The sequence below is a fragment of the Allobosea sp. P4_E12 genome (genome assembly GCF_056401655.1).
The window spans coordinates 35577-49822 of sequence record NZ_JBFUIY010000007.1 but is presented as its reverse complement, the minus strand read 5'-3'; the positions used below and the strand labels follow the sequence as shown (position 1 = coordinate 49822).

General features: G+C 65.8%; 12 protein-coding genes. 2 read left to right on the top strand and 10 right to left on the bottom strand.

Going from position 1 to position 14246, the window contains the following annotated elements:
- From nagZ to AC1DW9_RS10695, 5 genes are all read right to left on the bottom strand, one after another.
- A complete protein-coding gene (gene nagZ / locus AC1DW9_RS10715) occupies positions 1-1014 on the bottom strand; it encodes a beta-N-acetylhexosaminidase (protein WP_441505980.1) in 1014 nt (337 codons plus the stop codon).
- Between the two features lie 154 nt (positions 1015-1168).
- Positions 1169-2266: a TRAP transporter substrate-binding protein gene (locus AC1DW9_RS10710; protein WP_441505981.1), complete on the bottom strand. Its 1098-nt coding sequence runs from the start codon at positions 2264-2266 to the stop codon at positions 1169-1171.
- A 201-nt stretch (positions 2267-2467) separates the two neighbouring features.
- Positions 2468-4117, bottom strand: coding sequence for an SPOR domain-containing protein (locus AC1DW9_RS10705; protein ID WP_476855084.1), 1650 nt, complete (start codon positions 4115-4117; stop codon positions 2468-2470).
- A 99-nt stretch (positions 4118-4216) separates the two neighbouring features.
- Positions 4217-5983 (bottom strand): arginine--tRNA ligase, encoded by a 1767-nt coding sequence (argS, locus tag AC1DW9_RS10700; protein ID WP_441489698.1) that lies wholly within the window; start codon positions 5981-5983, stop codon positions 4217-4219.
- Positions 5984-6028: 45 nt separating this feature from the next.
- On the bottom strand, positions 6029-7264 hold the full coding sequence (locus tag AC1DW9_RS10695; protein ID WP_441505983.1) for a deoxyguanosinetriphosphate triphosphohydrolase: 1236 nt from the start codon (positions 7262-7264) through the stop codon (positions 6029-6031).
- An 86-nt stretch (positions 7265-7350) separates the two neighbouring features.
- Between AC1DW9_RS10695 and AC1DW9_RS10690 the strand changes: the two genes are divergently transcribed.
- Entirely contained in the window at positions 7351-7701 is a 351-nt protein-coding gene (locus AC1DW9_RS10690; RefSeq protein ID WP_441505984.1) for a HesB/IscA family protein, read from the top strand.
- A gap of 216 nt (positions 7702-7917) precedes the next feature.
- On the opposite strand, the gene AC1DW9_RS10685 is transcribed toward AC1DW9_RS10690, so the two are convergent.
- Together AC1DW9_RS10685 and AC1DW9_RS10680 are read right to left on the bottom strand one after the other, a co-directional pair.
- Complete coding sequence (locus AC1DW9_RS10685) at positions 7918-8532, bottom strand: cold-shock protein (RefSeq protein ID WP_441489695.1); 615 nt, start codon at positions 8530-8532, stop codon at positions 7918-7920.
- A 138-nt stretch (positions 8533-8670) separates the two neighbouring features.
- Positions 8671-9426, bottom strand: coding sequence for an SIR2 family NAD-dependent protein deacylase (locus tag AC1DW9_RS10680; protein ID WP_441505985.1), 756 nt, complete (start codon positions 9424-9426; stop codon positions 8671-8673).
- A 100-nt stretch (positions 9427-9526) separates the two neighbouring features.
- On the opposite strand from AC1DW9_RS10680, the gene AC1DW9_RS10675 reads away from it, so the two are divergent.
- Positions 9527-10711, top strand: a complete 1185-nt coding sequence (locus tag AC1DW9_RS10675) for an aminotransferase (protein ID WP_441505986.1) — start codon at positions 9527-9529, stop codon at positions 10709-10711.
- Between the two features lie 60 nt (positions 10712-10771).
- Here AC1DW9_RS10675 and AC1DW9_RS10670 read toward each other — a convergent pair whose 3' ends face one another.
- From AC1DW9_RS10670 to AC1DW9_RS10660, 3 genes are all read right to left on the bottom strand, one after another.
- Positions 10772-11164 (bottom strand): hypothetical protein, encoded by a 393-nt coding sequence (locus AC1DW9_RS10670; RefSeq protein WP_441505987.1) that lies wholly within the window; start codon positions 11162-11164, stop codon positions 10772-10774.
- Between the two features lie 77 nt (positions 11165-11241).
- On the bottom strand, positions 11242-12771 hold the full coding sequence (locus AC1DW9_RS10665) for a UxaA family hydrolase (RefSeq protein ID WP_069880244.1): 1530 nt from the start codon (positions 12769-12771) through the stop codon (positions 11242-11244).
- A gap of 131 nt (positions 12772-12902) precedes the next feature.
- Positions 12903-14237: a cytochrome c peroxidase gene (locus tag AC1DW9_RS10660; protein ID WP_476776246.1), complete on the bottom strand. Its 1335-nt coding sequence runs from the start codon at positions 14235-14237 to the stop codon at positions 12903-12905.
- Positions 14238-14246 lie beyond the last annotated feature (9 nt).

The window sequence follows — 14246 nt, the reverse complement described above, 5'->3', positions numbered from 1 at the left end:
CTATCGGCCGCCCAACGCAAGGGCGCTGGTCAGCCGGGCGCGCGCAGCCTCCACATCGAGCGGCTCGGGCTCATGCCGGATCCGGGCGAGCGCCATCGCGGCGCGGCGGGCCCGTGCCCCCGTCATGTCCGGCACAGCGCCGGCAACGGCGATCATCTCCTCCATGATGCCGTGGCAATGCAACACGACGTCGACCCCGGCGCGGATCGCCGCCCGCGACTTCTCCGCGAAGCTGCCTGAGAGCGCCTTCATCGAGATGTCGTCGGTCATGATCAGGCCGTCGAAGCCGAGTTCGCCGCGCATGATCTCCTTGACGACCCGACGCGAAACCGTGGCCGGATGCCTTTGATCGAGTGCCGTGAACACGACATGTGCCGTCATTGCCATCGGCATGTCGGCGAGATGTCGGAACGGCCGGAAATCATGCCCGCGCAGCGCCTCGAGCGAGGCGTCGACGACCGGCAGGTCATGATGGCTATCGGCCCGCGCCCGGCCGTGGCCGGGCATATGCTTGACCACGGGGATCACCCCGCCCGCCAGGAGTCCCTCCGCCGCCGCGCGGCCGAGGCGCGCGACCATGTCGGGGTCATGGGCATAGGCGCGGTTGCCGATCACGTCATGGCTGCCGGAGACCGGCACGTCGAGTACCGGCAGGCAATCGACATCGATGCCGACGGCCTTGAGATCATGCGCCATCAGCCGTGCCGAGAGCCGCACGATCTCGCGCTGTTGCACGGGGTCGTTGATCCCAAGGAAGGCTTGCGCCGGCGGATAGGCCGGCCAGTGTGGCGGCCCCATCCGCTGCACCCTGCCACCCTCCTGGTCGATCAGGATCGGCGCATGCCAGCCCACGGCCTCCCGCATTTCCGCGGTCAGCGCCGCGGTCTGTTCCGGGGTCTGGGTGTTGCGTTTGAAGACGATAAAGCCCCAGGGCCTGGCATCGCGGAAGAAGGCGCGTTCGTCAGGGGTGAGGCTGGTGCCGAGGCAACCGGCAATGAAGGCGCGGGATTTCATGAAGCAGGCCCGAGGCGGATTGCAAAGCAGCGGAAGCCGTCTTCTCGCATGATTCCCGCTCTGGCGCCTTAACGGAAGAAGCCCGGGACCAACTGGCCCCGGGCTTCGCTCTCGACCTATTTGGCAGAGCCCAGGAGGCTCAGCACATCGAGGCTCAGCGCATCTGCTGCGCCATGCCGGCGTTGAACGCGTCGAAGGGCAGTTCTGCGACACGGAACCAGAGCTGTTCCTTGCGCCAGTAAGGCAACCACGAATCATAGAAGGTCTTGAAGGCCGGATTGCTGGCCGCAAGCTCGCCATAGAGCGCCTGCGCTTCCTTGAAGGCGGCGACCATCACGTCCTGCGGAAACGGCCTGAGCTCAGCGCCGCTGGCGACGAGGCGCAGCAGGGCGTCGGGATTGCCGTGGTCATATTTCGCGACGCAAAGCGCGTTGGCCTCGGCGCAGGCCGCTTCCACGATCGCCTTGTACGAAGCGGGCAGCGCGTTCCACTTCTCCAGGTTCACGATGAAGCTGACATTGGCGCAGCCCTCCCAGAAGCCGGGATAGTAATAGTACTTGGCGACGCGCTGGAAACCGAGCTTCTCGTCGTCGAGCGGACCTGAGAATTCGGCTGCGTCGATCGTGCCGCGCTCCAGCGCAGGATAGATATCGCCACCGCCGATCTGCTGCGGCACGACGCCCAGCTTCGCCAGGATCGTGCCACCGAGGCCGGCAATCCGGAACTTCAGGCCCTTCAGATCCTCGACCGTCTTGATCTCCTTGCGGAACCAGCCACCCATCTGCGCGCCGGTATTCCCCGAGGGGATGGTGTGGAGGTTGTAGGTCTTCATGAAGGCGCGGCAGAGCTCGAGCCCACCGCCCTGATAGAGCCAGGCATTGTGCTGGCGGGTGTTCAAGCCGAAAGGCAGCGAGGTCTCGAAGGCGAAGGCCGGGTTCTTGCCAATGTAGAAACTCGACAGCGTGCTGCTGCACTCGACGGTGCCGTTCTGGACGGCATCGAGCGCCTGCAATGCCGGCACGATCTCACCCGGCGCGAAGACCTGGATCTGGAACTGGTTGTCCGTCGCTTCCGCGACGCGCTTGGCGATCTGCGTGCTGATGCCGAACAGCGTGTCGAGGCTCTTCGGGTAGCTCGAGGTCAGGCGCCAGCTGACCTTCGGCTGGGCCTGCGCGATGGCCGGCGCAGCGATGGTCACGCCACCGGCTGCGACTCCGGCGCCTGAGGCCTTGACGAAAGTACGGCGATCCATGGATGTCCTCCTGAGTTCGGTGTCATCGTTTCAGGGCATGCCCTACCCGGATTCGACGCGTGCGTCTTTGACCGCGATCCCGGACGCCCAGCCCCTGCCAACACAGCACGACATAACACCGCCCCCTGTCCGCGACACACGGCAAAGGAAAACCGCCGGTGGCAGAAGCCACCGGCGGTCTGATCATCTCGAAGTTGGCAATCAGTTCTTGGCGATGAAGCACTGGCCGCCGGCAGCCTGAAGCTGCGTGCACATCGTTGCCGCATCCTCGCGGGAATACGGCCCGATGCGCAGGCGATAGACGGTCTTTCCGCCAGCGAGATCCGTCTTCTTGACGATCGGCGACTGGCCGCCGAGCTGGCCGGGATATTTGCGCTGCAGGGCCGCGAATGCGGCGCGTGCTTCCGCTTCGCTGCCGGGGGCAGCGAGCTGCACGGCAAAGTCGCCGGTGCCGCTACGGATCGCGGCGGTCGCCGGAGCAGGCGTCGCAGCGGGAGCCGGTGTCGGAGCAGCACTTGCAACACGCACCGGCGCGGCCGGAGTGGTCGCCGGCGCAGGGGTCGCGACGCGCTCCTGAGCCTTCGGAGCTTCAGGCGCCACGGCCGGCGTCGCAGCCGTACGCTGCCGCGGCGGATTGGTGCTCGCGGTCGAGGATGGATTGAGCGGCAGGTTCCCGCCGAGCCTGGTCGGCGCTGCGCCGGTCGCGAGCCCTGACGCGCCGTTGCTATAGGCCGCGTTCGCGCCGGGCGGAGGCGCCGGCGTGCCATCGGGACGGATCGAGACGGTACGCACCCGGCGCGGCTCGCCGAGGCCTGGTACGCTGGACGTTGCGATCAGACCAGCTTCGGCCGGCGAGACGGAGCCGCGCTCGGGAGCCGCCGGAGCCTGGGCCAACGGATTGCCGTTGGCGCCTGCCTGCGGCGTCGAGCCGAGCCCCGGCATGACCATCCGGCCCGGCATCGTGCGTGCCGCCTGCTGGATATCGACCGGCTGCTCCTCCCGGCTGACGACCTTGGTCGGGTTCGACGGGCTGTCCCCAGCACGCTCGTAAATCTGCTTGTTCTGATTCGGAATCTCGGCGCCGCCGGGATTGGTCGGCGCAACCTTGCTCGGGCCGCCATCGGCCGCGATGACCGGCGGCTGGCCGTCGCTTGTCACGGACGGACCGCGCAGGCCCATGTAGCCGCCGACGCCGATCACTGCGACGGCAATCGCGGCAGCGGCAGCCCAAAGGCCCTTGCGCGAGCGCCGCGGCGGCAGATCCTGATAATCGTCTTCGGCCATCAGCGGCGGCTCGGGATAGTCCGCCTGCGTGTCGTGGCCGTAATCCTGATATTGCGCGTTGCCACGCTCCTCGTCGAGGTCACGCGCATCATGCGCGGCAGGCCGGGCGGGCTCCGACCGTGCAGTGCGATAGGGCTCCGGCTGTTCGACCGGCGTCGGAACATAGACCGCAGCCTGCCGGACCGGTTCGGCGGCAGGTGYCGGGCGGGCGATATCCCCGCGGCGAAGCAGCGCCTCGAACTCGTCGAGTGCCCCCAGCATATCGGCCGGCGGCTGTGCATTGTTGGCGGCAACAGGCTGCTGAGCCGGTGCCTGGGCAAAAGAAGGCTCCTGGCGCTGCCGGGCGCCCGGCCAGGCTCCAGCGGCGGCCGCTTGCTGCTGCACGGGAGCGGCAGCGGCCCGCGGCGAGAAGAGTTCCTTCAGGGGGTCATCCTGACCGACGATTCGGGTCAGCTCGACAAGCGGGTCGACAGACGCCCCTGCCTTTGGAGGCTGAGCCGCGCCGCGCAGCTGACGCTCGAGGTCATCGAGGTCGAGGGCGAAACGGTTCCTAGCTGGCTCACTCATGGTATGATCCATTCCAGCGCTGTCGGCGCCCGAATGGAACGCCGAACTCTACGCAAGGTCAATCTGACCGACTTTGCGCGCCGCCGGCGATCCTGGCCGTCAACGCATTTCTTCCGGCGCCGCAACCCCGACGACAGCCAGACCGGAGGCAAGGACGCTGCGCACCGCGTGCACGAACGCCAGTCTTGCTACCGTGGATTCTCGATCAGTTTGATTAACGAACCGTAATTGCGGCGAGTCTTTGCCCTTGTTCCAGAGCGAGTGGAACGCGCTCGCCAGCTCATGGACGAAGAATGCGACGCGATGCGGCTCATGTGCGCTGGCCGCTGCATCGATCATTCTTGGATAGGCAGCGATCATCTTGATGATGCCGATCTCCGCCTCGTCGGTCAGGCGCGACAGGTCCGCCTGCGCCAGCACCGCGGGCGACAGATCGATGCCCGGGAACGCCTCGCGCGCCTGCCGGAAGATCGAAGCGCAGCGTGCATGGGCATATTGGACGTAGAAGACGGGATTGTCCTTCGACTGCTCGACGACCTTGGCGAGATCGAAATCAAGCGTCGCGTCGTTCTTGCGGAAGATCATCATGAAGCGCACCGCATCGCGGCCGACTTCGTCGATGACTTCGCGCAGCGTCACGAAATCCCCGGAGCGCTTCGACATGCGCACCTGCTCGCCATTGCGCAGCAGCCGCACGAGCTGGCAGAGCTTGACGTCGAGCGAGCCCTCTCCATGCGTCACCGCCTTCACCGCGGCCGACATGCGCTTGACATAGCCGCCATGATCAGCGCCCCAGACATCGATCATCTCGGCGAAGCCGCGAACGAATTTCGAGCGGTGATAGGCGATGTCATTGGCGAAATAGGTGTAGCTGCCGTCCGACTTGAGCAGCGGCCGGTCGACATCGTCGCCGAACAGCGTGGCCCGGAACAGGGTCTGCTCGCGGTCTTCCCAGTCCTCGTCCTTTTGCCCCTTGGGTGGCGGAAGCCTGCCTTCATAGATCAGGTCGCGCGAGCGCAGGTCCTCGATCGTCTCGCGCACGGCATCGATATTGCCGTCGACCGCCTGAAGCGAGCGCTCCGAGAAGAAGACGTCGTGAACGACCCCGAGTGCAGCGAGATCGTCCCGGATCATCGCCATCATGCCGTCGATCGCGGCAGCGCGCACCGCCACCAGCCATTCGGACTCGTGCTTGCCCCGCAGGCTCTCGCCATAGGTCTTGGCCAGGCTCTCGCCGACCGACTTGAGATAGTCGCCGGGGTAGAGTCCCTCCGGGATCGCCCCGATCTCCTCGCCCAGCGCCTCGCGGTAGCGCAGGAAAGCGGAGCGGGCGAGTACATCGACCTGCGCGCCGGCATCGTTGATATAGTACTCGCGGCTGACCGCGTGGCCGGCAAAGGCGAGCAGGCTCGACAAGGCATCGCCGAAGACAGCGCCGCGCCCGTGGCCGACATGCATAGGCCCGGTCGGATTGGCCGAGACATATTCCACATTGATCTTCGGATCGGGCCGGAGCGCACCGCGGCCGTGATCCAGTCCGGCCTCGATCGCGGATTTCAGAATCCCCGTGAAGACGGCCGGCTGCAGCGTCAGGTTGATGAAGCCCGGCCCCGCGATCTCGGCCTTCGCCACGTCCGGATCACGCGCGAGCTCATCAACCAGCAAGGCTGCCAGAGCGCGTGGGTTGGTGCCGGCCTCCTTGGCGAGCACCATCGCGGCATTGATCGCAAGATCGCCATGGGCCGGGTCCCGCGTCGGCTCGACGACGACACGGGCGAAGGACAGCCCGGTCGGGATGGCGCCGCGATCTGCAAGCAGGGTCAGGGCGCTGTTGATGCGCGCGGAAAAGGTCTCGAACAGGTTCATTGCGACCGCAAGAATACGAAAACTGGAAGGAACAAGTGCCCGGGCCTATCGCAGCGACGGGGTCGCGTCAAACAGGCGGCGATGCTCGTCGAGCGCGTACCAGTCGGTCATACCGGCAATATAGTCGGCAATCCGGCGGGCCTTGCGGGGCTCGTCGAGCTCCGTCATCCCAGCCGCCCAGTCGGGCGGCATCGCCTGCGGCGCCGCAGCAAAGCGCGTGAAAAGGTCGCGCACCACGTCGGCTGCCTGCTGGCGAATGACCCCGACCCGTGGGTGCCGGTACATGTTGGGATAAAGGAAGGCCTTGATCTGGCGATCGGCCGTCGTGATCATCTCCGAGAAGGCGACAACGGGCTCTCCCGCCCGGCGGATCGCATCGGCATCAGTTGGCGCCAGCGCGGCAATGAGCTCCTGGGAGCGCCCGATCACATCCTCGACGAAGCGCGTGATCACCCGGCGCACCAGCTCGTTCGTGGCGCGGGAGGTCTCGAGGCCAGGATGCAACCGCTCGATCTCGTCGAGCAGATCCGCCAGGAACGGCACGACGCGAAGCTCCGCATGCCCGAACAGCCCAGCCCGCAAGCCATCATCGATGTCATGAGCGTTGTAGGCGATGTCGTCGGCGAGCGCGGCGACCTGCGCCTCCGCAGAGGCATGGCTGTCGAGCCAGAGATCCTGCCGCTCCTGATACTCGACGATCGCCGCTGGGATACCAGTCTTCGCATAGCGGGCAGTCGGCATGCCGTCGGGGTCGATCAGCGGGCCGTTATGCTTGACCAGCCCTTCCAGCGTCTCCCAGCTGAGGTTGAGCCCGTCGAAACCGGCATAGCGATGTTCGAGCCGGGTCACGATTCGCAGCGTCTGGGCGTTGTGATCGAAACCACCGAACTTGTGCATGCAGGCATCGAGGGCATCCTCACCGGTATGCCCGAACGGTGTGTGGCCAAGATCATGCGCCAGCGCCAGAGCCTCGGCCAGATCCTCGTCGAGGCCGAGCGCCCGGGCGAGTGCACGCGCGATCTGCGCCACCTCGATCGTATGCGTCAGGCGGGTACGGTAATGATCTCCCTCATGCGAAACAAAGACTTGCGTCTTGTGCTTCAAACGGCGGAAGGCTGTGGAATGAATGATCCGGTCGCGATCGCGCTGGAAATGGCTGCGCGTCGGTGACGCCGGCTCCGCGATCAGGCGGCCGCGGCTCTGGCTCGAACGACAGGCATAGGCCGCGCGCCAGCGGTCGCCGGGCTCGCGGTCGGATGAAGGGCTCTGTGGCTGCGGCATGGCGGACCTATCGACGCCCCCTGCTTGTACAGGCGCTGCGGCGCAATTACCTTCGCAGACAACAAAGGTGCAAGGAGCATCTGCCTATGACGACCGATCTTCAGGTCAATCCGCGTGGCATCGCCGTCACCGGCAAGGCCGCGAATCGCATTGTCGCGGTGATGGCGAAGGAGCCGCCCGGCTCGATGCTGCGCGTCAGCGTCGCCGGTGGCGGCTGCTCGGGCTTCCAGTACATCTTCGATGTCGACCACGAAAAGGCGCCGGGCGACCTCGTGATCGAGCGCGACGGCGCAACCGTCCTGATCGACGAGTCCTCGCTGGACCTGCTCGAAGGCTGCACGATCGATTTCGTCGATGATCTTGTCGGCCAGTCCTTCAAGATCACCAATCCGAACGCGACCAGCTCCTGCGGCTGTGGGACGTCGTTTGCGCTCTAGCGGGTCGGCAATGGGCAGCAGGGCCTGATGACGGGCCGTGCCTGACGCCATTCTCCCGAAGCAGCTGACGATTCTCGGCGAAACGCGCAGATCACCTCGCGCGCGAGAGGCGAGTTCATGGCCGCCGCTGTCCGACGCCGGGCGCTCGGCGCCCACAAAAAGGAAAAGGCGCCCTGACGGCGCCTCTTCCTTGGTCTGCGATCTGATTGTCGGCGCTCAGTGCGAGCTGATCGCGCCGCCCTGCTCCAGCCTGATCTCGGCCGCCATCAGGCCCTTCGGTCCAGGTCCGTAGCGCACCAGCACCGTCTGGCCGGGGATGAGCTCCACGATGCCGTAGCGGCGCAAGGTTTCCATATGGACGAAGATGTCCGGAGCGCCCTCGCCCTTCGAGACGAAACCGAAGCCGCGCAGGCGATTGAACCACTTCACCACCATGCGCTCGAGCCCGCTCGTCGGAGCAACCGAGACATTGGTGCGTGCCAGCGGCATCTCCGCCGGATGGCGCCCGGCCGAGGTATCGATCGACATCACGCGCACCGCCTGACGTCCGCGCGCCTTCGCGATCGCTTCCAGAACGATGCGGGCCCCTTCGGCGATGGCGTTGAAGCCATCGCGCTTCAGGATGGTGACATGGACGAGCACGTCGGCACCGCCATCCTCAGGAACCACGAAACCGTAGCCCTTGCTGACATCGAACCACTTGACGTAGCCCACGACCTCGACGCTTGCGTCGTGATCGAAGCCTTCGCCTCCGTCCAGCCGCATGATGCGGTTGAGTGATTGAATCGGACCGACCGGTGGCCGCCCGCTCTCACCGAACTCGTCGGACATGTCCCGCTCATCTCCGCGCGAACTGTTTGATTCGTGCCGATACGATACCATCGGTTCGAAGGCGCGATACAGCCGGCTTGGCGTCATCCACATCATCGCGATGGACACCGCGGCAGATTGGCAACGCTTTTGGCGCGCTCAGCCTGCCAGCCGGCCAAGCGCGGGGCCGATCTCGGCCCGCACCACGAGATCGGCGATCGCGTCGGGCTCCGTCGGTTCGCGATTGATGATCACGAGCTTCGCTCCATTGCGCTTGGCGATCGCCGGAAACGTCGCAGCCGGAAACACCACCAGCGACGAGCCCGCAACGAGGAAGAGATCCGCCCGCATGGTCAGCGCATGCGCCCGTCGCATCGCCGCTTCCGGCATGGCCTGGCCGAACGAGATCGTCGCGGACTTCACGATGCCGCTGCAGATGATGCAGCGCGGCGGCTCTCCGCTTGCCTCGAAGGCCGGGCGGATCGCGGCCAGTTCATGCCGCCAGCCGCAGGTCAGGCAGGTGGCATAGGTGCCGTTGCCGTGCAGTTCGATGATCCTGTCCTCGGGGATGCCGGAATCCTGATGCAGCCCGTCGATATTCTGCGTGATCACTCCGGGAGAGCGACCCTGGGCCACCAGATTAGCAAGTGCCTTATGGCCGCGATTGGGCATCGCACCGGCAAAATGGTCATCCATCGCGAACTTGCGCCGCCAGGCTTCGACGCGCGCCTCGCGGCTGGCGACGAAAGCGTCGAACGGGATCGGTCTGTGGATCATCCAGGGCGAGCCGGGCGACCGGAAATCCGGCACGCCGGATTCGGTCGAGATCCCGGCACCGGTGAAACTGACGATCACGGCAGCGCGGTCGAGCAGCGCGTGGAGTTCGTCGATCGCGTCGTTGGTCTCGTTCTGCATGGGCCCACTCGTCCGCCTTCGCCGCTGCCTATATGAGCGCTGCCCCGTGCTGCGGCCAAGCCGATTGACGCGGAGCCGGACGCGCCTCAAAGCTGCCGTCATGCTCCAGACTGTCCGCCCCACGCTGAACCCCGACCTTCTCGACACCGGCACGCCGCCGATCCCGCAGGCGCAGGGTTGGGCTCGTTCCTATGACGGCCACTCCGGCCCGCTGATCGATCTTTCGCAGGCTGTGCCAGGCTCGCCACCACCCGCGTCCCTGCTGCAGCGCCTTGGCGAGGCCGCCGCCCTGCCCGATCTGACACGCTACGGCGCGATCACCGGCGATCTTTCGCTGCGTGAAGCCTATGCCGCCGAGATCGGCAGGATCTATGGCACTCCATTTGCGTCGACCGAGATCGCCATCACCTCCGGCTGCAATCAGGCCTATGTCGTGACCATGATGGCGCTCGCCCGGGCAGGTGACAATGTGCTGCTGCCGACGCCCTGGTACTTCAATCACGAGATGACGCTGACAATGCTCGGCGTCGAAGCGCGCCCGCTCCCCTGCGATCCGGCTTGCGGCTTCGTTCCGGATGCCGAGCAGGCGGAAAGCCTGATCGATGCAAAGACCCGCGCGATCGTGCTGGTGACGCCCAACAATCCGACCGGCTCGGTCTATCCGCCCGAGACCATTGCGGCCTTTGCCGCGCTCTGCGCGAGGCGCGGAATCTGGCTCGTCATTGACGAGACTTATCGCGACTTCCTGCCGGACGGAGTGAAGGCGCCGCATGAGATCTTCGCCACAAGCGGCTGGCGGGATTCCGTGATCGGCCTCTACAGCTTCTCAAAGGCCTATGCCGTGCCAGGCTGGCGCCTTGGCGCCATCACCGCCGGAGAGGCGGTCGTAGAGCAGATCGGCAAGGTGCTGGACTGCGTCCAGATCAGCCCCGTGCGGGCCGGCCAGCAGGCGGTTGCCTGGGGCATCGACGGCATTCGCGACTGGCGCGAGACCAACCGTGCCGAGATCAATGCACGGGCCGGCGCCTTCCGTGCCGCGATGGCGCCACTGAACGGCTGGCAGGTGCTCGCAGCCGGGGCCTATTTCGCCTATGTCGCGCATCCATTCGCAGACGTGCCCGCGGCAGAGGTGGTGCGGGCCCTGGTCGGGGAGCGTGGCGTGCTCGCCCTGCCCGGCCCCTATTTCGGCCCCGGGCAGGAACAGCATCTGCGCATCGCCATCGCCAATGTCGGCAAGGAACGGATCAGCGACATCGGCGAACGGCTCTCGGGCTTTACGCTCTGAATGAAACTCGGGTCATCCCGGGTGGCCGATGGGCGACCGGGACGACCATTGGCCAGAACCTTACCGAAGCAGGGCGGCGTAGCGCTCGCGATAGGCGTAGACCAGCAGACCGCCACTGACGATCAGGATGAGTGCGACCGGCAGGCCCTGCGGATTGATGGTGAGGTGGAACAGCACGATCACGGCCATCACCGGCGCAATCAATGCGAGCCCCAGGGCCGGCACGATATTGAGAAGCAGGCTGAGCGCCCCGACAAGATTGACGCTTTTCAGAAAGGGCCAGAAGAAGCCTGAATTCTGCAGAGCGAGCTCGAATTCCATGCCCTTCGGCGAAGTCGGCGGATGGATCAGATGGCTCCCCGTCGCCAGGAACCAGAAACCGTCGACTGCGCTGACCAAGAAGATCAGGCCGAGCAAAAGCCGCGGCACGGTGACAAGCAGAATGTGCTTCATGAGAGCGCCCCCCAGCGCTTCCGTTTTGGACAGCGCGGCCGATGGAACCGCGCTCCCCTACCGTCAAACGACTGCGATCACATCGTTGCGCCGATCTGCCAGGGCACGAACTCGGCATCGCCATAGCCGAGCTGCTCGGATTTGGAGCGCTCGCCGGACGCAACGCGCAGCAGCGTCTCGAAAATCTCGCGGCCCTTCTCCTCCAGCGTCACGCCATCGAGGATGTCCCCGCAATTGATATCCATGTCGTCGATCATCTTCTCGTAGATCGGCGTATTGGTGGCGAGCTTGACCGAAGGTGTCGGCTTGCAGCCATAGGCCGAGCCACGCCCGGTGGTGAAGGCGAGAATATTGGCGCCTCCCGCGACCTGCCCCGTCGCCGCGACCGGGTCGTAGCCAGGCGTGTCCATGTAGACAAAGCCCTTCGATTTCACCGGCTCGGCATAGTGATAGACGGCCGCCAGCGTCTTGGTGCCGCCCTTCGCCGCCGCACCCAGCGACTTCTCCAGGATCGTGGTGAGCCCGCCCGCCTTGTTACCCGGCGAGGGGTTGTTGTTCATGCTCATGCGGGCGCGCTCGGTATACTCCTCCCACCACTTGATCACGCCGACGAGCTTCTCGCCGACCTCGCGCGTTGCAGCGCGGCGGGTGAGCAGGTGCTCGGCTCCGTAGATTTCGGGCGTCTCGGACAGGATCGCCGTGCCGCCATGCTCGACCAGGATGTCGACGGCAGCGCCCAGCGCCGGATTGGCCGTGATGCCGGAATAGCCATCGGAACCGCCGCATTGCAGGGCAAGCGTCAGCTCCGAGGCGGGTACCGTCTCGCGCACGGCGCGGTTGGCGATCGGCAGCATCACCTTCAGCGCCTCGATGCCGGCGGCGACGCTCTTCCTGGTGCCGCCCGTCTCCTGAATCGTCATGGTGCGGAAGATGTCGCTCTCCTCGACGCCATAGGCTTCCTTCATGCGCTTGATCTGAAACCCTTCACAGCCGAGGCCGACGACCAGCACCGCCGCCATGTTGGGGTTGCAGGCATAGCCCCAGGTCGTGCGCTTCAGCACCTCGAAGCTCTCGCCATTGTAGTCGATGCCACAGCCGGTGCCGTGGGTCAGCGCGATGACGCCGTCGACATTGGGGTAATCGGCCAGAATGCCCGAGCGCTTGACCTCCTCGGCCATGAAGCGCGCGACCGAGGCCGAGCAGTTCACCGAAGTGAGGATGCCGACATAGTTGCGGGTGCCGGCCCCACCGCCCTTGCGGCGAAACCCCTCGAACGTCGCCTGCTGCTCGACCGGCAGCACGAATTCAGGCTTCGCCTCGGCACAGAAATCATAGTCGCGCTCGAAGGCGTGGAAGCCGGTATTATGCTCATGCACCCATTCGCCAGGCGGGATGTCGACCGTGGCAAAGCCGATGATCTGGCCGAATTTGCGGATCGGCTCGTCCTTGGCAATTGGGGCCAGTGCGACCTTGTGGCCGCGCGGAATGCGTTTCAGGGCGACGACACCCGCTGCGGTGACGCCTGCATCGATCGGATCGACCGCGACCGCGACATTGTCGGCGGCATTGAGCTTCAGCGTACGCGGCGGCAAGACCTTGTCGAGCATGAGAGGAACCGTCTGCTTGGGGGTGGCGACCCAGGGCCGCGCTCGCCCAAGACATGCGCCTCTCCTGCGCTTTTTTCAATCGGTTGAAAGTAAGCCCGGCCTTGCATGCGACGCCGGATCGTCAGGCCGGCCTATCGCTCGACCGAAACACTGAGCTGCATGGTCGGGTGGATGCCGCAATAGAGCTCATATATGCCGGCCCGCGTGAACAAGAGCGTCACCGACTGGCCGGGCTCCTGCGCTCCGGAGTTGAACGGCTTGGGACCGGTGTCCAGCCGCACATTATGGGTACGGACATCGTCATTGTTGATCGTCAGGCTCTGGCCGGCATGCAGCCTAACGGACGAGGGCTGGAACATCCTGTTCTTCTGCGAGATCGTCGTGCCCAGGTCCGCAACCGCCAGCGCAGCAGGCCGGGCAGCGCTGAGGGCAGAAACCGGTGCGGGCGGATTTTCGCTCGACAGCGTCGCCAGGAAGGCCAACAGCGCGGCGCGCTCCTCCGACGTCAACCCGATCGGCTTGATATCCGGCGAGAGGCTCGGCCGCTGCACGACACCGTGCTCATAGTGATCGAGCACGGCGTCCAGCGTCGGCAGCGAGCCGTCATGCATATAGGGCGCGGTCCAGGCCAGCTCCCGCAGCGACGGCGTCTGGAACGCATGATCGGCTGCTCTCAGATCGATGATCTTGCCGCGCCCGAGATCGCTCCCCGGCAGACCGACATCGTGAAAGGCACGATCGGTGAAAGCCCAGCCGGAGTGGCAATTGCTGCAGCCGGCCCTGCCGGTGAAGAGCGCAAAGCCCCCCTGTTCTTCGCTGGTGAGGGCGGTCTCGTCGCCTTCGACCCAGGCATCGAAGCGGGTCGGCGGCGAGACCAGGCTTCGGACATAGGTCGCGAGCGAGGCGCTGATCTGGTCAGGCCCGATGCTCCGGCTACCGGGAAACGGGCTCGCGAAGGCCTTGCGATAGTCCGGCCTGCGCGAGAGCTTGACGGCGATATGCGGCAACGTCTCGGCCATCTCGAGCGGGTTCTCGATCGGGCCGTGCACCTGCTCCTCGATCGTGCCCGCCCGCCCATCCCAGAAGAAGGCTGCGCCCCAGGCGAGGTTCCATAGATGCGGTGTATGACGTGCCAGCGGCACCAGTGCCACGCCCTTCCCGATCGCAACGCCGTCGGTGAAGCCGAGCGCCGGATCATGGCATGTCGCGCATGAGACCGTACCGTTCGAGGACAAGGCCGGATCGCCGAACAGGCGCCGCCCGAGCTCAAGCTTGGCGGGGTTGAGCGGGTTCGAGGCAGGGAACGGCACGGCGCTGGGACGTCGATAGCTCGCGCGCGCAACGGTCAGCCCTGCACCCGTTGCGGATTGGGCGGGCTCCACCGCCTGCGAGCCACCGATCAGCGCGAGCGCGGCGGTGGTCGCGCCGGCGAGAAAGGCATTCAAAAGGGAGGCCGACCGGGCCATCGCCGCGCC

Coding starts and splice junctions, on each gene's coding strand:
- AC1DW9_RS10675 (WP_441505986.1), top strand. CDS start 9,527: ATGCTCCAGACTGTCCGCCCCACGCTGAACCCCGACCTTCTCGACACC.
- AC1DW9_RS10665 (WP_069880244.1), bottom strand. CDS start 12,771: ATGCTCGACAAGGTCTTGCCGCCGCGTACGCTGAAGCTCAATGCCGCC.
- argS (WP_441489698.1), bottom strand. CDS start 5,983: ATGAACCTGTTCGAGACCTTTTCCGCGCGCATCAACAGCGCCCTGACC.
- AC1DW9_RS10670 (WP_441505987.1), bottom strand. CDS start 11,164: ATGAAGCACATTCTGCTTGTCACCGTGCCGCGGCTTTTGCTCGGCCTG.
- AC1DW9_RS10695 (WP_441505983.1), bottom strand. CDS start 7,264: ATGCCGCAGCCACAGAGCCCTTCATCCGACCGCGAGCCCGGCGACCGC.
- AC1DW9_RS10685 (WP_441489695.1), bottom strand. CDS start 8,532: ATGTCCGACGAGTTCGGTGAGAGCGGGCGGCCACCGGTCGGTCCGATT.
- AC1DW9_RS10660 (WP_476776246.1), bottom strand. CDS start 14,237: ATGGCCCGGTCGGCCTCCCTTTTGAATGCCTTTCTCGCCGGCGCGACC.
- AC1DW9_RS10680 (WP_441505985.1), bottom strand. CDS start 9,426: ATGCAGAACGAGACCAACGACGCGATCGACGAACTCCACGCGCTGCTC.
- AC1DW9_RS10710 (WP_441505981.1), bottom strand. CDS start 2,266: ATGGATCGCCGTACTTTCGTCAAGGCCTCAGGCGCCGGAGTCGCAGCC.
- AC1DW9_RS10690 (WP_441505984.1), top strand. CDS start 7,351: ATGACGACCGATCTTCAGGTCAATCCGCGTGGCATCGCCGTCACCGGC.
- nagZ (WP_441505980.1), bottom strand. CDS start 1,014: ATGAAATCCCGCGCCTTCATTGCCGGTTGCCTCGGCACCAGCCTCACC.